Annotated in this window: 15 protein-coding genes, 1 tRNA gene and 1 pseudogene; 2 read left to right on the forward strand and 15 right to left on the reverse strand. The window is 70.2% G+C overall.

What is annotated here, in order from left to right:
- The 4 genes and pseudogenes from ACFO0B_RS09220 to ACFO0B_RS09235 form a co-directional block, all read right to left on the reverse strand.
- Positions 1-440, reverse strand: a pseudogene (locus tag ACFO0B_RS09220) (sensor histidine kinase); the annotation flags it as partial.
- Positions 441-868: 428 nt separating this feature from the next.
- Complete coding sequence (locus tag ACFO0B_RS09225; RefSeq protein ID WP_378611922.1) at positions 869-1,420, reverse strand: YceI family protein; 552 nt, start codon at positions 1,418-1,420, stop codon at positions 869-871.
- 31 nt (positions 1,421-1,451) lie between these two features.
- Positions 1,452-2,555, reverse strand: coding sequence for an LLM class flavin-dependent oxidoreductase (locus ACFO0B_RS09230; RefSeq protein ID WP_378611923.1), 1,104 nt, complete (start codon positions 2,553-2,555; stop codon positions 1,452-1,454).
- 84 nt (positions 2,556-2,639) lie between these two features.
- Positions 2,640-3,014 (reverse strand): VOC family protein, encoded by a 375-nt coding sequence (locus ACFO0B_RS09235; protein ID WP_378611924.1) that lies wholly within the window; start codon positions 3,012-3,014, stop codon positions 2,640-2,642.
- 88 nt (positions 3,015-3,102) lie between these two features.
- Here ACFO0B_RS09235 and ACFO0B_RS09240 point away from each other — a divergent pair, with 88 nt between their 5' ends.
- Positions 3,103-3,534, forward strand: coding sequence for a type II toxin-antitoxin system Rv0910 family toxin (locus ACFO0B_RS09240; RefSeq protein ID WP_378611925.1), 432 nt, complete (start codon positions 3,103-3,105; stop codon positions 3,532-3,534).
- Between the two features lie 50 nt (positions 3,535-3,584).
- Here ACFO0B_RS09240 and ACFO0B_RS09245 read toward each other — a convergent pair whose 3' ends face one another.
- The 4 genes from ACFO0B_RS09245 to ACFO0B_RS09260 all read right to left on the reverse strand — a co-directional run bounded on the left by ACFO0B_RS09245 (position 3,585) and on the right by ACFO0B_RS09260 (position 9,017).
- Positions 3,585-5,120 (reverse strand): DHA2 family efflux MFS transporter permease subunit, encoded by a 1,536-nt coding sequence (locus ACFO0B_RS09245; protein ID WP_378611926.1) that lies wholly within the window; start codon positions 5,118-5,120, stop codon positions 3,585-3,587.
- 129 nt (positions 5,121-5,249) lie between these two features.
- On the reverse strand, positions 5,250-7,040 hold the full coding sequence (locus tag ACFO0B_RS09250; protein WP_378611927.1) for an exonuclease domain-containing protein: 1,791 nt from the start codon (positions 7,038-7,040) through the stop codon (positions 5,250-5,252).
- 50 nt (positions 7,041-7,090) lie between these two features.
- Complete coding sequence (locus ACFO0B_RS09255; RefSeq protein ID WP_378611929.1) at positions 7,091-8,152, reverse strand: ADP-ribosylglycohydrolase family protein; 1,062 nt, start codon at positions 8,150-8,152, stop codon at positions 7,091-7,093.
- A gap of 40 nt (positions 8,153-8,192) precedes the next feature.
- Complete coding sequence (locus ACFO0B_RS09260) at positions 8,193-9,017, reverse strand: DUF1206 domain-containing protein (protein WP_378611930.1); 825 nt, start codon at positions 9,015-9,017, stop codon at positions 8,193-8,195.
- Between the two features lie 249 nt (positions 9,018-9,266).
- On the opposite strand from ACFO0B_RS09260, the gene ACFO0B_RS09265 reads away from it, so the two are divergent.
- Positions 9,267-9,340, forward strand: a tRNA-Pro gene (locus ACFO0B_RS09265).
- A gap of 234 nt (positions 9,341-9,574) precedes the next feature.
- Here the strand turns inward: ACFO0B_RS09265 and ACFO0B_RS09270 are convergent.
- The 7 genes from ACFO0B_RS09270 to ACFO0B_RS09300 form a co-directional block, all read right to left on the reverse strand.
- Entirely contained in the window at positions 9,575-10,120 is a 546-nt protein-coding gene (locus ACFO0B_RS09270) for a DUF4232 domain-containing protein (RefSeq protein ID WP_378611932.1), read from the reverse strand.
- A 107-nt stretch (positions 10,121-10,227) separates the two neighbouring features.
- Positions 10,228-10,659, reverse strand: coding sequence for a cupin domain-containing protein (locus ACFO0B_RS09275; RefSeq protein ID WP_378611933.1), 432 nt, complete (start codon positions 10,657-10,659; stop codon positions 10,228-10,230).
- Between the two features lie 28 nt (positions 10,660-10,687).
- Complete coding sequence (locus ACFO0B_RS09280) at positions 10,688-11,419, reverse strand: polysaccharide deacetylase family protein (RefSeq protein ID WP_378611934.1); 732 nt, start codon at positions 11,417-11,419, stop codon at positions 10,688-10,690.
- A gap of 149 nt (positions 11,420-11,568) precedes the next feature.
- Complete coding sequence (locus ACFO0B_RS09285) at positions 11,569-13,038, reverse strand: MDR family MFS transporter (protein WP_378611935.1); 1,470 nt, start codon at positions 13,036-13,038, stop codon at positions 11,569-11,571.
- 206 nt (positions 13,039-13,244) lie between these two features.
- Positions 13,245-13,853, reverse strand: a complete 609-nt coding sequence (locus tag ACFO0B_RS09290) for a hypothetical protein (protein ID WP_378611936.1) — start codon at positions 13,851-13,853, stop codon at positions 13,245-13,247.
- A gap of 200 nt (positions 13,854-14,053) precedes the next feature.
- A complete protein-coding gene (locus tag ACFO0B_RS09295; protein ID WP_378611937.1) occupies positions 14,054-14,965 on the reverse strand; it encodes a cutinase family protein in 912 nt (303 codons plus the stop codon).
- A gap of 53 nt (positions 14,966-15,018) precedes the next feature.
- Positions 15,019-16,260 (reverse strand): oxygenase MpaB family protein, encoded by a 1,242-nt coding sequence (locus ACFO0B_RS09300; protein ID WP_378611938.1) that lies wholly within the window; start codon positions 16,258-16,260, stop codon positions 15,019-15,021.
- Positions 16,261-16,525: the final 265 nt, after the last annotated feature.

Consider the following 16,525-nt stretch of genomic DNA (forward strand, 5'->3'; position numbering starts at 1 on the left):
GCACCACTCGTGGCATCCCGCGCCGAACTCGACAACCGCTCCCGCACCGCCTCCTCGGCGGACTGCACCGCGACCCGCGACTTCTCCTCGCCGTCGCGGGCGGCCTGCTCGCGGGTCTCGGACTGCAGCAGCCGCAGTTCGTCGGCGTAGCGCTCGGCGGTCCAGCGCAGGCACTGCGCGAAGCGGGTGTCCTCCAGCGCGGGCGGCACCTCGACGGTGGGCGGCTGGCTCTGCTCGAAGCGGCGCACGGCCTCGGCGACGGTGGGCAGCGTGGTGGCGGCGAGCCGCTCCAGGGCCTCCTCGTGCAGCCGCTGCTCGGCGATCAGCGCGTCGATGCGGGCCTGTCTGCGGCGCACCACCAGCACCGCGTAGATCGACACCGCCGCGACCAGGACGACGGCGACGATCCATGGAAGCACCAGGGCGAAATCTGGATTCATCAGTTCTCTCGTGTTGAGGGACTCGAAGATCGAGGGATCGGACGCACACGATTCCGGGCGAGCTACCCGGAGGCGGGTGGCGGGGGCGGCGGCTCGGCAGGGGTGGGGCCGACGCGAGAGGGACTACCTCGTCTCACGATCACCGCCTTCCGCCACCGAGCCAGCAACGCCTTCGACACACTCAGCGGGCACACCGTGCAATGCCCTTGCCGTCAGGTCTTTTTCACCCATGACAACCAGCCTGGACGGGGCTGTCCGGCCACACGGAACCCGACGATGTGGCACACAGTAGCAGTATCACGAAAAAGTCTCGATCGGTCCGTCCCGGAACAATTGCGGCATCTACGGTACGGTTCCCGCGAACCCCTGGAAAACACCGATCGGCCGGACCCGCGCACGGGGTCCGGCCGATCGTGATGCGACGGGGGTCAGGCCTGCAGGCCGGCCTCGATCTCCAGCGTCAGGGTGATCTTGTCGCCGATCACGGCGCCGCCGTCGGGCAGCGGCATATCGATGTCGAGCCCGAAGTCGCGACGGCTGACCACGGTCTGCGCCTCGAACCCGGCTACCGGGCCGTTGCCCATGCCCGGATTCACCCCGAGGAATTCCACCTTCAGGGTCACCGGCGCGGTGACGCCCCGCAGCGAGAATTCTCCGTCGACCTCGAAATCGTCGCCCTGCGGGCGGAATCCGGTGGCGGTGAAGGTGGCGAGCGGGAACTGCTCGGCGGAGAAGAAGTCCGCGGTGCGCAGGTGCGCGTCGCGCTGCGGGTTGTCGGTGGTCACCGAGTCCACCCGGATCTCGGCGTGCGCGGTGGCGGTGCCGTCCTCGGCGATCTCCAGCGCGCCGGAGAAGTCGGTGAAGCGGCCGCGCACCTTGCTGACCATGAGGTGGCGCACGGCGAAGCCGACGGTGGAGTGCACCGGGTCGATGGCCCAGGTGCCGGTGGTGAGGCCGAGGTCGGCGAGTGACTTGGTCATGGGTTACTCCTTGGCGTGATGAATGAATCGGTCAAGCGGACGTGACGGGTCGGGCGGTCACCGCGGTGCGGGCCGCGAGCAGCGCGGCGTGGGTGGGGGCCTCCGGCACGTGCGCGGGTTTCAGTGCGGCGAACTCGCGGCGCAGCACCGGGACGACCTCCGCGCCGAGCAGATCGAGCTGCTCGAGCACGGTCTTCAGCGGCAGCCCGGCGTGGTCCATGAGGAAGAGCTGGCGCTGGTAGTCGCCGAAGGACTCGCGGAAGCTCAGCGTCTTCTCGATCACCTGCTGCGGGCTGCCGACGGTGAGCGGGGTCTGCTCGGTGAACTCCTCCAGCGACGGGCCGTGCCCGTAGACCGGCGCGTTGTCGAAGTACGGCCGGAACTCGCGCACCGCGTCCTGCGAGTTGTGCCGCAGGAAGACCTGCCCGCCGAGCCCGACGATCGCCTGGTCGGCCGTGCCGTGGCCGTAGTGCTCGTAGCGCTGCCGGTAGAGCTCGATCAGCCGCTGGAAGTGGCCGCGCGGCCAGAAGATGTTGTTGGCGAAGAAGCCGTCGCCGTAGTAGGCGGCCTGCTCGGCGATCTCCGGGCTGCGGATGGAGCCGTGCCAGACGAAGGGCGGCACACCGTCCAGCGGGCGCGGGGTCGCGGTGAAGGACTGCAGCGGGGTCCGGAAGCGGCCCTCCCAGTCGACCACGTCCTCGCGCCAGAGCCGGTGCAGCAGCCCGTAGTTCTCGATGGCGAGCGGGATGCCGTTTCGGATGTCCTGCCCGAACCAGGGGTAGACCGGGCCGGTGTTGCCGCGGCCGAGCATGAGATCCACCCGGCCGTCGGCCAGGTGCTGCAGCATCGCGAAGTCCTCGGCGATCTTCACCGGGTCGTTGGTGGTGATCAGCGTGGTCGAGGTGGAGAGCTGGATGCGCTCGGTCTGCCCGGCGATGTAGCCGAGCAGGGTGGTGGGCGAGGACGGGACGAAGGGCGGGTTGTGGTGCTCACCGGTCGCGAAGACGTCGAGCCCGACCTCCTCCGCCTTCTTCGCGATGGCGACCATCGCCTTGATCCGCTCGGCCTCGCTCGGGGTGCGACCGGTGGTGGGGTCGGTGGTCACGTCGCCGACGGTGAAGATTCCGAACTGCACGAGACCCTCCTCGCATGTCCATTGGTTGATGTGGCAACCATTTGAACACGGGGAGGGTCCCGGACTATTCCGGAGTGACCGGGGTCACTCCCAGACGAAACAGAAGGTGTGCCCGACCGGGTCGCGGTAGACCCGGAACCGGTCGTCGTCGTGCGGCTCCAGCAGCACCGCGCCCAGTTCGAGCGCCGCCTGCTCGGCCGTCTCGACATCGGCGACCAACAGGTCGAGGTGCAGCTGCTGCGAGGCCTTCGGGTCGGGGAAGACCGGCGGGGTGTACTCCGGCGCGTGCTGGAAGGCGATCCGCCGCCCGCCCGGCTCGATCAGCACCTGCCAGGTCGGGTCGTCGTCCTCGTCCACGACCTCGCCGCCGAGCAGGCCGGCGTAGAACCGGGCCAGGGTGGCCGGTTCCGGACAATCCAGAACGACGGTGCGCAGCGTCGCCACCGGGTCGGTGGTCATCGGGGCTCCCCTCTTTCGCGGTCCGTCCCCAGGTACCCGGGCCCGCGGGCGGCGAAACGAGCCGGGGCGCCGGGGATACCATGCGCGCATGGCAAAGCTGAAGGTCTCCGCCGATGTGCCGCTCACCCCCGAGCAGGCGTGGTCGCACGCATCCGACCTGGCCGAACTCGGCACCTGGCTCACCATGCACGAGGCCTGGCGCGGGCCGGTGCCCGAGCAGCTCGCCGCGGGCACGACGCTGGTGGGGGTGGTCAGCGTGAAGGGCATGCGCAACCGGGTCACCTGGACGGTCACCGAGGCCGCGCCGCCGCGCACGCTGGCGCTGAAGGGCGCGGGCAAGGGCGGCACCAAGGTGGGGCTGCGCTTCACCGTCGCGCCGAAGGGCGACGGCTCGTCGGTCAGCATCGATGTGGAGCTCGGCGGGGCGCCGCTCTTCGGGCCGATCGGGTCCGGGGTGGCGCGCGCGGTCAAGGGTGATTTCGAGCGCTCGCTCGAGTCCTTCGTCGCCAAGTACTCCTGAGCCGCCGACGGGCCCGGCCGCTGCCGCGACCGGGCCCGTCGACCGGGAACTCAGTGCACGAGGACCTGCGCCTCGGCGCCCTCCAGCGCCTTCGGCTTGGTGCGGGGCAGGAAGAACGCCGGGACGAAGGTCAGCACGATCAGCACCAGCGCCACCACATAGGTGTGGCCGAACGCCTGCGCCGCCTGGTCGAGCCCCTCCCGCACCGCGGCGGGCGGCAGCTCGGCCGCCACCCGCGGGTCGAACTGCGCGGCGATCGCGGGCCCGGCCAGCGGCTCGTTCTTGATCAGCCCGGTCAGCACCACCGACATGAGCGCGGTGCCGATGGAGCCCGCGGTCTGATTCACGATGTTCATCAGCGTCGAGCCGCGCGCCACCTGCTGGTGGTTCAGCGTCTGCAGGGCGGCGGTCATCACCGGCATCATGGTGCAGCCCATGCCGAGCCCCATGACGAAGAGCGAGCCGAGCAGGATCGGGTACGACGAATCCGCCTCCAGCTGCGTGAAGTAGACCGTGCCGAGGGTGATCAGCACCAGCCCCACGAGCACCACCCTGCCCGGTCCGGAGCGGTCGACGATCCGGCCCGCGATCGGCATGCTCAGCATGGCGCCGAGCCCCTGCGGGGCGATCAGCAGCCCCGCCCAGAGCGCCGACTCGCCACGCACCTGCTGCAGGTACGAGGGCAGCAGCAGCCCGGCGCCGAAGAAGGCGATGGCGAAGAGCACCATGGTCAGCACCGCGAAGGTCAGCGCGCGGTTGCGGAACAGGTGCAGGTCGATCAGCGGGTGCTCGGTGCGCAGCGCGTGCCGGACGAAGAGCCCGAGCAGCACGACCCCGATCAGCGCCGGGACCAGCACCTTCGGGGTGAGCGCGGTACCCGCCTCCGGAATGGTCGAGACGCCGTAGAGGAACAGCGCGAGGCCGGGCGAGGCGAGCAGCATGCCGAGGAAGTCGAAGGACTCCGACGGCTGCGGATCGTCGGCGGGCAGAATCACGAAGGCAGCGATCAGCGCGACCGCGCCGATCGGCACGTTGATCAGGAAGATCCAGTGCCAGCTCAGGCTCTCGATCAGCCAGCCGCCGAGGATCGGGCCGCCGATCGGGCCGAGCAGCATCGGCACGCCGAGCACCGCCATCAGCCGCCCGACCCGCTGCGGGCCCGCGGCGTGGGTCATGATCGTCATGCCGAGCGGCATCAGCATGCCGCCGCCGATACCCTGGATCACCCGGAACGCGATGAGCGTCTCGATGTTCCAGGCCAGGCTGCAGAGCGCCGAACCGAGCACGAAGAAGGTCAGCGCGGCCAGGTAGAGCCGCTTGGTGCCGAAGCGGTCCGCCGCCCAGCCGGTCAGCGGGATCACCGTCGCCAGGGCCAGCGTGTAGCCGGTCATGGTCCAGGCCGCGACGGCGTAGCTGGTGCCGAACTCGAGCTGGAAGGTCGGCAGGGCCACCGTCACGACGGTGATGTCGAGGATGGACATGATGGCGCCGAGCACCACCACGCCCGCGACGCGGAAGACCGCGCCGTCCAACTTGTCGGAGGCCGGGTCGGACCCGGTCGCCTGGATATCCGGAGGTTGCGTCACCGGTTGAGCGTGCCATCGGGACCCGGTTGACACCAAACGGGAAATACCGGTCGGTGGCGCCACCGCGGGCCGCGCCGTCGGCCTGCCGGAGTAGCCGAGCTCAGCTGCTGTGACATCTGCCGAAGATCGCTAGCCGAGCTCCACCCCGTACCCGGCGGCGAGCTCCGCCAGCCCCGTCGGATACCCCTGGCCGATCGCCCGCAGCCGCCATCGCTCGCCCCGCCGGTAGACCTCGGCCAGCAGCAGGGTGCGCTCCTCGGTCGCGGCGTCCAGGGTGGCCTGGGCGAAGCCGTCGATGTCGAGTTCGACGGGGCCGACGTCGCCGAAGGTGATTCCCGGTTGTTCCAGTGCGGCGGCGATCACGATGCGGGTGCGGCCGGGGCGGAGGGCGGTCAGGTCGAGTTCGACGGCCTGTTCTGCCGGGCCGTCGCGGGTCAGGGTGGCGCCCTGGGTTTCGGGCTGGTTGTAGAAGACGAAGTCGGCGTCCGCTGTCACCATTTCGGTGTCGTCGAGGAGGAAGGCGACGAGGTCGACGGTGTGGGTGTGCCAGGCGGCGCGGATGGTCCATCTGGACTGATCCGGGAGGTCTACTGCCTGACCGCGGGCGAGGGTCGTCGTACCCCCGACCGCGGTAGGGGTGCTGTGCTGCACGAGTTCTGGGCCGTGGATGGGGAGGCCGAGCTTCTGCGCGCGGGCCAGTCGCTGGTCGGCGCGGCCGCCGGTGAGCGCGACGACGTCGGTGACGCGGGCGGAGAGGTTTGCCGCGGCCGAGCCGCCGAGGGTCGTTATGGCAGCGCGGATTCGGGCGGCTTCCGCGTGGGTGCCGCCGAGGACGAGGATGCGGCGGCCGGTGAGCGGACCGCGGGTTTCCGTGACGGTGTCGCGTGCCCCTCGGTCTCCCTGCGGAGCTCCGGCAGGCTTTTCCTGGACACCGACCGCGCCGTGGCCGACGCCGACGGCCCGGCCGGCGCGAACACCGTCGAGGGGACCCCCGGCCCCCGCGTCCTGGTCCTGGGACGCGCCCGCGGGCACCGCCCCGAGCGCCTTCCCGGCCCGCACGTCACCCAGCAACCGCAGGAACTCCCCCTCCCGCACCACGACTGTCCCCAGCTCCCGTGCCCGCCGCGCCTTGGCGGAACCCGAACCCGGATCGTTGCAGACCAGCACACTCGTCCGCCCGCTCACCGCCCCGGTGACGTCGAGCCCGGCCGCCTCCGCCCGCGCCACCAGCACCTCCCGCTCCAGCGCGGTGTCGCCGGTGATCGCCACCTTCATCCCCTGCACCAGCGGCTCCCCCGCGAGCAACTTCCCCGGGTACCGGTACTCGCACACCGGCTTCGCCCCCACCCGGCTGCGCGGCCACCGCGCCGGTTCATCGACGCAGTCCAGCACCGGCGCCGCGATCCCAAGCCGCGCCGCATCACCCGCCAGCCCGCGCAACACCCCCGCCAGCACCCGGGTGTCGTCCAGCGCGTCGTGCGCCCGCCGCTGCACCACCCCGTAGTGCGCCGCCAACGTCGCCAGCTTGAAATCCACCGTGGGAAGGGCGATCCGCCGCGCCAGCGCCAGCGTGCACATCCGGCTCCGAACCGGCATCCGCACCCCGGCCCGCCGGAACTCCGCCGCCAGGAACCCGTGATCGAACCGCGCATTGTGCGCCACCAGCACCCGCCCGTTCAGCACCCCGGCCAGCTCACCCGCCACCCGCCCGAATTCCGGTGCACCGCAGAGAATCTCGCGGGTCAACCCGTGGATGTGCACCGGCCCGGGATCCCCGCCCGGATCGACCAGCGTGTGGAACTCCCGCACCACCGCCCCCGCATCGTCCAGCAGCAGCGCCGCCACCGACAGCACCCGGTGCTGCCCCGGCCGCAACCCCGTCGTCTCCACATCCACCAGCGCGTATGACCCCAACTCCACCGAGACACCATGCACGAGACCGAAATCGCGCCCGCACCCGGCTCCGGCGCTCAATCGTCGAACGGGTACCGATCGCCGAGCGCGCCCCGGTCGTGCCGGAAGAAGTTCGCCACGAGATCGTCGGCGACCCGGACGATCGTGTCGTATCCCTCCACCGCGGTCACCCACTCCGCGGGCAGCGCGGCGCACCCGTGCACGGCACCGAGCAGGTTGCCCGCCACCGAGCCGGTGGAGTCGGAATCGCCGGAGTGGTTGACCGACAGCAGCAGTGCCCCGCGGACATCACCGGTCCGCGCCGCGTGCAGCGCGCAGTACACGGCGATGGCGAGACACTCCTCCGCCACCCAGCCCGCCCCGACCTCTTCCACCCGCTCCGGACTCGCCGCCCCCGCATCGGCGCACTCGACCGCCAGCCGCAACGCGTCCACGGTCTCCTGCGCACCCGCCTGCCCGGACAGCTGCGCGAGCGTATCGTCCAACGCCGCTTCGAGTCCCGCCCCGCCGAGCACCCGGTCCAGCAGGGCGGCCAGCGCACCCGCCGCGAAGTACCCGCTCGGATGCCCGTGCGTCAGCTGCGCGCCGACCGCGGCGAACGCGAACGCCATCTCCGGCCCGAACCCGGCGAGCCCGAACGGCGCCGACCGCATCACCGTGCCGCACCCCTTGGAATCGGGATTCACCGGCCCGTTCCTTCCCACCCGGTGCGGCGGCAACAACTCCCGCCGCTGCCGATCCAGCCCGCTCAGACACGCGTTCCCCGGCGCCCGGACCGCGTACAGGAACTGCTGCGCCGCCAACCAGCCGTCGGTCTCCGGTCCGGGAGCCGACCGCCGCTGCGTCTGCAACCAGCGCAGATACGCACGCCGCAGCGACGGCGCCGGATCCGTCCCCGGCCGCCACCGCAGCAACCCCTCGGCGGAGAACAACGTCATCTGCGTGTCGTCGGTGACCTCCTGCGGCAGCGCGGACGGCGTCAGGAACCCGCTCGCTCCCGCCACCCCGAGCCGCCCGCGGATCGTCCGCAGATCCCAGAATTCGATCGGCGCGCCGAGCGCATCGCCCGCTGCCCCGCCCAGCAGCGACCCGCGCACGCGGTCTCGAAGGATCTCCATCTCCAGCACCGTCGAATTGTCTCAGCCGACGGTCATCACGCTAGTGAGCCTTGCGGAACTTGGCGTCGAGGAAGGTGAAGATCGCGAACGCGGCCAGGCCGACCGCGACGACGAGCAGCAACACGGTGCCGTACGGCTGAGCCGCCAGCGTCTTGAGCGCCACGTCCAGCCCGGTCGCCTTGTGCGGCTGGCTCTGCACGGCGGCGACGATCACGAGCACCCCACCGCCGGCATACACCGCACCGAGCGCCGCATACCCGACCTGCCCGAGCCGGATCACGACCCGCTCCGTCGACCGGCCCGCACCCCGGAAGTCCTGCTCCTCCCGGAACCGCTTCGACCAGCCGTGATGGGCCACGAAGAACCCCGCGACGACGATGGCGAGCCCGATCCCGACCACCGCCGGCTTCCCCCACTCCCTGCTCAACAGATTGCCGACGAGAGCGAGCTGCGCCTGGTCGGTCGAGGAAGCCGGTACCCCCTTCGCGAGCTTGACAGCGCTGTAGGCGAGGTAGCCGAACAACACCGCTTCACCGAAGTTCATGGCGCGCAGCAACTTGTCCCTGCGACTGTTCCGCGCACCGGTGGCGGCCTCCAGCAACTGCCACAGCACGGCGAACCCGAGCCCGCCCGCGATCAGCCAGAGCACCAGCTCGCCCTCCCGATGCTCCGCGAGATTCTGCAGCGCCCCGGTCTTGTCCGCCTTCCCGACGCCGTCGCCGTCGAAATCGCCGAGCGCGAGCTGAACGCAGACCCAGGCCACGAGGAGATGGACCAGGCCGTAGGCCACCAACCCCGCCCGCGCCGCCATCTGAAACGGCGCACTCCGCGCCACCTCACGATGGACCTGATTCGACTTCCTCATAACCACACCACCGAAAGACCGTAACCGCGCGGGTCACATAACGCTCGACGCACGCTTCGCAGCGGTTGTCGCGGGCCAGAGCGCGGTCGCAGGGCAGCTGTGCCACCAATAGTCGCAGATACCGGGTGCCGAGGTGGTTCGTCGACGCCGACACCGCGACAAACCGGAACCGTCACTGCTCTGACCTGCGGATTAGTGTCCGGAGTGCGACCTGCGGTAATCTCATCGGGCACCTGGACGCAGGTGCAACGGGCTGTGGCGCAGCTTGGTAGCGCACTTGACTGGGGGTCAAGTGGTCGCAGGTTCAAATCCTGTCAGCCCGACATACGCAAAACCCCTTCCCAACTGAGAGGGAAGGGGTTTTGTCGTTGGCCAGTCATCCGCACCGTTGATGCGGCAGCCCGCTCGAACGGCCTGTCGTCAACAACGGCCCCCAGCGGATGGAGAGGCGACAGATCCCCGCCGAAGGTCACCAGCTGTCTGTGTTCGGAAAACATTGCCGTCGGCGAATCACCCGACCCCGTGGATGGATGCGGGCGCACCTGTCCGGCTCGCACTCACCGCGACCAGGCGTACACCGGGTAGACGGCGAACTCACAGCCGGGCACGGTCACCGACACCGGCCGGGTGTCGGTCGTGTCGGGCGGCGTCGTCAGGAACTCCGTGTACGTCGGGCACGCCGAACTCTGGTGCGCGAGCACGGTCGTCTCGACCACCGCCTGCGCCCCGTGCTCCCGATCGAGCACAACGGTCGGCGGAGTGTCCTCCCCCTCCGGCAGCCCGCCGAAGAGCCCACCGCGCAACTGCCGCACAGCGTCGACCTGCGGGCCCCCGCCCGCGGCGGTGACCCCGGGGTACCCGGTCAGGCTGCACGCACCGCTCGCACCGACCACCCAGTAGTTGATCTTGAACCCGACGGTCGTCCCCGCGGAGTTCACGACCGGCTCGGCGTTGAAGTTCAGCTGCCCGTCGGCACAGGCGGGAACGGGCGCCGACGGCGCACCCTGGACCGGCACCTCCTCGGTGGCAGCGGAATTCGTGCAGCCGGTGAGTACGGCGGCGCCCGCCGAGAGGAGCGCGGCGGCGGTGAGAAGACGTTTCATGGACAACACCTCGTGGCAGAGTCGGAATCTGTCGACGCATCCATCCCCCCGTAGGGACGAGCCCGTCGCACACCGAATCGCCGGCGACCGCCGCGGGTGTTAACGAGTCAGGCACACTCCGGCGCGGGCGCGTCCCGGAACAGCGGATCGCCTGCGGGCGGGGCGTACACCACGTACAGCACCACCGGCTCGGAGCCGAGGTTCTGCCCGACGTGGGTGTTCCACTCCCCCGCCGGCTCGTTGATGAACGAGCCCGCGCGGTAGATCGGCGCCACGCAGTCCGGTCCGGGGTGGGTGAGCTCGCCCGCGGCGATCACCCCGAAGACCGGGCCGTCGTGGAAGTGCCAGCCGGTCGAGCCGCCGGGGCCGATGGTGATCCGGCGGGCGACGAGGTCGGTGGCGACGGGGAAGATCCCGGCAGGGACGGTGACCTGGCCCAGCGTGACGGCGGTGATGTCGACGCCGGGGGTTGCGGATGCATTGCCCGCGCCGAGGAGAACGACCGATCCGGCGACGAGAGCGCTGATCAAGGGTCTCATTCCGGCAGTCTAACCAGCGCAAACGCGACTACGTGCGAAATACGTCGTTCAGGGTGACCAGGGATAGCCCGCGCTCGCGGATGATGTCGAGGAGTTGCCCGTAGACCTGCGTCACCGGCGGGTGGTTGGCGTGGCCGATGACGATGGCCTGGGCGTTGAACCAGGTGCGGGCGCACTGCAGCAGGTACTCCTCGGTGATCAGGCCGGAGTCCGAGAGCGAGCCGTACCAGAGGGTGGGGACGGTGTAGCCGTGATCGGCGGCGACCGCGTCGACGACGGCGTTGTGGTAGCCGAAGGGCGGGCGGTAGAAGGGCGTGCCGTCGACGCCGTAGGTATTCAGCAGGAACTGTTTGCTGCGGGTGAACTGTTCGGCCATGGCGGTGTGCGAGATGGTGGTGAGGCCGGGGTGGTCCCAGGTGTGGTTGGCGAGCTGGATCTGGCCGGAGTCCACCAGCGGGCGGAGTGCGGCGCGGTGCGTGCTCCAGCTCTCGAAGGCGGCGGTGACGAAGAAGGTGAAGCGGGCGCCGGTGTCGCGGGCGAACCGGATGTAGGCGCCGACCACCTCGGCGGAGGCGCCGTCGTCCACGGTCAGGGCGAGATGGGTGCCGGGGCCGGGAATGGCGGTCAGCGCACCCCCCGGCACCGGCACCCGGGGTGCGGCGGCGGGAACGGCCGCGGCGGACGGGGTGGCCGATTGTTCCGCCTCGGCGGGCGGCAGCCGGGTGCAGCCGCTCGCCGCGGCGGCGCCTGCGGCCAGCATTGCCAGAAAGTGTCTGCGTTCCACAGGGTGGCAATGTAGGGGATGGATCGGGTGCGGCGCCGGATTGCGCGCCCGACATTCCGCACCCGTCGGCATCGGGCCGACGGCGGAGCCCCCGGCTGCCGGACGCAGCCGGGGGCTCCGCGTGGTCAGCCCTTGACCAGCTCGGGCGGGGTCGGCGCCGCGAGCTCGCCCTCGATGTCCTCCTCGACCGCGGCCCGGTTGGGCAGCAGGATCGCCGCCACCACCACGATCAGCGCGAGCGCGGCCGAGACCAGGAAGGCGAGGCGGGTGCCGTCCAGGTGCGCGGTGACCGCGTCGACCCCGTCCTCGACCAGCGCGCTGCTCCGCGCGGACATGACGGTCACCACCAGGGCGGTGCCGAAGGCCGCCGCGACCTGCTGCAGGGTGCCGAGCATGGAGCTGCCGTGCGAGTACAGGTGGTGCGGGAGCGCGCCGAGCCCGAGCGTGAAGACCGGGGTGAAGGTGGCCGCCAGCGAGAACATCAGCAGGATGTGCAGCGCGAGCAGCTGCCAGTACGGCATGGTCAGGGTGATCCGGCTGAAGCCGGCCAGCGCGACGGCGATGCCGATCGCGCCGGGAATCACCAGCCAGCGGCCGCCGAAGCGGTCGAACAGCCTGCCGATGGTGGGGCCGAGCACGCCCATGGCCAGGCCGCCCGGCATGACGAGCAGGCCGGTGGCGAGCGGGCTCAGGCCGCGCAGGTTCTGCAGATAGAGCGGGAGCAGGATCATCGAGCCCATCATGGCCAGGAACGCCACCGACATCAGGACCAGCGCCTTGGTGTAGGTGCCCGCCAGCAGGACCCGCAGGTCGAGCAGCGGGGTACCGGTGCGCTGCAGGCGGATCTGGCGCAGGGCGAAGATCGCGATCAGGGCGATGCCGCCCGCCACGAAGAGCGCGGGAGTGGTGTAGTCGCTGCTCTCGAACCGGCTCAGCCCGAAGACGAGGCCGCCGAAGCCGAGCGCCGCGAGCACCACGCTGAGCACGTCGATCGAACCGGCCTCCGGCTCGCCGACGTTCTTCAGCTGCCGCAGCCCGAGCCAGGTCACCACCCCGGCGATCGGCAGCACCAGCACGAAGAGCCAGCGCCAGGAGCCGACCTGCAGCACCAGCCCGGAGAGCACCGGGCCCATCGCGGGCGCCACCGAGATGGCGAGCGTGACGTTGCCCATCACGCGGCCGCGGTCCTGCTCCGGGACCACGGTCATCAGCGTGGTCATCAGCAGCGGCATCATGACGGCGGTGCCGCCTGCCTGGATGACCCGGCCGACCAGCAGCACCGCGAAGGTCGGGGCGAGCGCGGAGAGCGCGGTGCCGACCAGGAACACGGCCATCGCCGTCGCGTACGCCTGCCTGGTGGTGACGCGCTGCAGGAACCAGCCGGTGGCCGGGATGACCGCGGCCATGGTGAGCATGAAGGCGGTGGAGACCCACTGCGCGGCGCGGTCGTCGACGTGCAGGTCGGCCATCAGCCGCGGGATCGCGTTGATCATGATGGTCTCGTTCAGGATCACCACGAAGGTGGCGAGCACCAGGACCCGGATGACCAGCGGTGTCCGCCCCTTCGGTATGGGCACTGCGGTTTCGACGGGCATGGGCACCTCCGGGGCTGGAACGTCGGCAAGGTCTGGGCTGACCCGTGACCACGGCACCGAACTCCCCGCCGGTGCCTCGGTGGTTCAGACGGTATGCACCGGTCGAACTCATCGGGTGGCGGTCAGTATTCCGCGCACCCCCGACAGACCGCACCCGATTTTCCGCGTGGAAGAGTTCGCACGGCGGTGCGGCCGCTGCGGTCGGTTCAGGAAACGAGGCTCACCCGCAGGCCCGAAGCGGTCCATGCCGTTCCGTGCCGATTGTCGGTGATCTGCTCGAAGGCGGCAGCCGCTTCCACGGCGCTCGGGCGATTCCGTGTGTCCGGCGGCGTCACGAGGAGCACCGACGTCGCCGCGGCAAGCCGCTTCATGGCGATGTAGGGCTCGGCATCGGACGACATCCACGGGAGGGGACGACCTGCGACGATCGCCCTCCGGAATACCTTGAACGCTTGGCGAAGGCCGCCGAGCACATCGATGTCGTGTGTGCTCAGTGTGCGCTCAGCGGCTATCTTTGCCAGCAGCGCTTCGATGGCGCCCTCGGCGGCCGTCGCCCGCACGAGGCAGTCCCACCGTGCGTTCTGCGGCAGATCCGTCCCGCCGCGTTCGACAGCCGCCAGGTTGTTCCAGATCTTCCACACCGCGACGAACTCGCCGTACAGCCGCTGGAAATTCTCGGCCGCCGCCAGGTTCGAGTCCCTGCTCTTCTTGACCCGATCCCAGTAGTCGGCGACGCGGGTCGTCACCAGCCACCCACCGATCAGGGTCGCCAGGACGGTCGACAATGAAACACTGATCGATCCAACGATCGACACCAGGTCCCCCCAGGTGGTCGGCTGGTCCGGCCCGATCGGCGCAGACTCTGAACAACGCCCCGATTCTAGGGGGAAGCGCCGGGGCCGGCGCCCGATTCACCGGATCCGAAGGGCCCTGCCCGGGTAGGGGATCACAGCGTCGATGCCGTCCGCATACACCGGCTCGGCGAACCGGCGTACACGGACGGCATCCGACGGGATCAGCCGCGCAGCACCTGGACGAGCCGCTGCCGCAGCCAGCCGAGCGCGGTCACCCCGCCGGGGGCCACGCTGTAGCCGGCGTAGGACTGGTGGATGCCGGACTTGAGGAAGTCGTCCACCTGCTGCTTGCGCTCGTCGTAGGCGTTGGAGTTGAGCTGGTCGGCGAGCAGGCCCCAGCCGCCGGCCGCGAAGGCGTCGCTGAGCAGCTCGCCGGCCTGGTACTGGTAGCTGCCGACCTTGGACGGATCGGGGTTGGAGAGCTGCACCGCGAACCCGGCCAGCCGACCGGCGAAGTCACCGTCCGGCATGGCGCAGTAGAGATCGCCCTCGATGCAGAAGGTGTAGGTCACCGGGCTGACCCAGCCGAAGCCGTTCACCCGGGCCCCGGTCGCGCCCGCGCCGGAGACCGGCGCGCCGATCAGCGCGTCGGTCGGTGAGCGACGCGGGTCGGAGACCAGCCCGACCAGCGCCACCCGGTTGGCCGGGACGACGGTGAGCCCGGTGCCGATCTCGGCGGCCACGTCACCGGCCGCGTCGGCGCCCTGGCTGTAGCCGAGCAGCGCGATCTTGGTGTCGCCGCAGGCCAGCGCCATGGCCTGGACCGCGCCGCGGGCGCCGTCCACCGCCTCGGCCTTGGACCGGCCGTAGACCTCGCCCTCCCAGGGGAAGGCGGTCGCGGCGTAGTGGATGTAATCCACCCGGACGTCGCCGGGCAGCCCCTCGGCCGCCTGGGCGAGAATCCCGCGGCCGGGATCCTCCTTCGACGTCTCCCAGGTGCCCGGCACCGCCACCACGTACAGGTCGGGGCAGCCGCCGGGCGCCGCCGAGGCGACGGGGCCCTGCGCGAGCAGTGCACTCGACACCGCGGTGGCCGCGCAGAGGGCGGCCACCGATTTCCACCGTGCAAGCATCATGGTCTCCATGTCGTCACAAGAAGCATCCCTCGAGTGCCCCGAGTCCCCGACTACTTCGGCGGCACGTTCATGTCACGGTTCATCGTAGGGATTTCGATGTTCAACGGCATCCTGAGTTCGGAGAGGTAGACGAGCGCGAACTGGCGGAGGAACTCGTCGAAGAGCCAGTAGGCGTCCGGCGCGAGCGGCACGATCGGCAGGAGCCCCTCCCGGACGGCGACGAACGGGCCCCAGGAGACGTCGAGCAGCGTCTCCCAGACCGGCTCGCGCGCGATCTGCAGATCGTCGGCGAGCCGGTCGCCGAGGATGAAGCGGGTGAACGCGCCGAGCACGCCCTTGCTGAGTACGGCCAGATCCAGGTTGTTGCCGAGGTGCAGCAGCCGGTCGGCGAGCTTGATGCCCTCGGGGGTGGCCGCCACTACCGGGTCCAGCGTCTGCGCGGCCTGCGCGTTCGCCTGGTCCCAGGAGTTCGGGATGTACTCGTCGCGGATGCCCAGCATGTGCGCGCAGACCTGCCAGGAGTGCAGGAATGCCTCCGACTCGTGCACCGGGATCGGCACCCGCCAGGCCGTCAGGTGCCGCATGACGGTGGTCGGCAGGCTGTGCCAGGTGACCATCATGTCCTGCTGGCTGATCGGGATCTGCTCGTCGGCCGAGCTCACCCAGTGCGGCGACTGCGGCAGCAGGTGCCGCACACCCGAGTGCGCCAGCCGGGTCTTGACGCAGGTCACGATCATCTCGCCGTCGGGGGCGTAGGCATTGTTCGAGCCGATGTCGTAGCCGAGCTTGGCGGTCTTGGAGATGCGGTCCTTGAGGTCCTGGCCGCCCTTGGAGTAGTAGACCGCCTTGGCCTCCTTCGGGATGACCGTCGACATCATGCCACTGGCCAGGCCGTAGAGGACGCCGAGGTAGAGCCCGCGCTTCTTGTTGAATTCGATCGCGGTGGTGAGCTTGCCCTGGTCCGCCCAGGCGGGCAGCTGACGGTTGTACTCGATGAAATCGCGCAGGTCGGCCGGGAGGCCATCGGGCAGCGGCTGGCTGTTGCGCGTCCAGGTGCGCAGCAGCGCGTTGATCGCCGGGACCTCGCCGCGGTCGATCAGCGAGGCGACCAGCTGATCGGACTCCGGGTCCCAGACCGTCATCGGGTCGGCGCCCTCGCCGCCGCCCGCCACCGAGCCGTCCGGTGACCACGTCCACGGCACGGCGCGGGCCGGGGCCACCGTCGCCAGCGCGCCGACCGCGCCGAGCGCCCCACCGACCTTCAGCGCGTTACGCCTGCTGAATCCATCCATGTCGCTACTCCTCGTTGAGTTCCAGCACGCCCCGACCGCCGGGAATCCCATGCCTCATGAACCGGAATACGCAGTAACTTAGCAGGGTTCGGTTGTGGGCGACAGACCTTTCCCGGATTTTGGGTAGGGCGCACCTCCAGTTGTCCGATTAACGCCCCTGAACAGTCGATTCGGTAACGAACATGTTGTAGTCCATGGTGCTCGGCCGGTAGCGCGAAGCGCCTCGAAACCTCGCGAATAGGCGGTAACGTACCCAACGCGATTG

It is taken from the genome of Nocardia jiangsuensis, from assembly GCF_042650385.1.
Lineage (GTDB): Bacteria > Actinomycetota > Actinomycetes > Mycobacteriales > Mycobacteriaceae > Nocardia > Nocardia jiangsuensis.

Bases quoted from the DNA above. Each gene is read 5' to 3' on its own strand.
- ACFO0B_RS09225 (WP_378611922.1), bottom strand. From the start codon at position 1,420: ATGACCAAGTCACTCGCCGACCTCGGCCTCACCACCGGCACCTGGGCC.
- ACFO0B_RS09235 (WP_378611924.1), bottom strand. From the start codon at position 3,014: ATGACCACCGACCCGGTGGCGACGCTGCGCACCGTCGTTCTGGATTGT.
- ACFO0B_RS09240 (WP_378611925.1), top strand. From the start codon at position 3,103: ATGGCAAAGCTGAAGGTCTCCGCCGATGTGCCGCTCACCCCCGAGCAG.
- ACFO0B_RS09255 (WP_378611929.1), bottom strand. From the start codon at position 8,152: ATGGAGATCCTTCGAGACCGCGTGCGCGGGTCGCTGCTGGGCGGGGCA.
- ACFO0B_RS09260 (WP_378611930.1), bottom strand. From the start codon at position 9,017: ATGAGGAAGTCGAATCAGGTCCATCGTGAGGTGGCGCGGAGTGCGCCG.
- ACFO0B_RS09270 (WP_378611932.1), bottom strand. From the start codon at position 10,120: ATGAAACGTCTTCTCACCGCCGCCGCGCTCCTCTCGGCGGGCGCCGCC.
- ACFO0B_RS09275 (WP_378611933.1), bottom strand. From the start codon at position 10,659: ATGAGACCCTTGATCAGCGCTCTCGTCGCCGGATCGGTCGTTCTCCTC.
- ACFO0B_RS09280 (WP_378611934.1), bottom strand. From the start codon at position 11,419: ATGCTGGCCGCAGGCGCCGCCGCGGCGAGCGGCTGCACCCGGCTGCCG.
- ACFO0B_RS09285 (WP_378611935.1), bottom strand. From the start codon at position 13,038: ATGCCCGTCGAAACCGCAGTGCCCATACCGAAGGGGCGGACACCGCTG.
- ACFO0B_RS09295 (WP_378611937.1), bottom strand. From the start codon at position 14,965: ATGCTTGCACGGTGGAAATCGGTGGCCGCCCTCTGCGCGGCCACCGCG.
- ACFO0B_RS09300 (WP_378611938.1), bottom strand. From the start codon at position 16,260: ATGGATGGATTCAGCAGGCGTAACGCGCTGAAGGTCGGTGGGGCGCTC.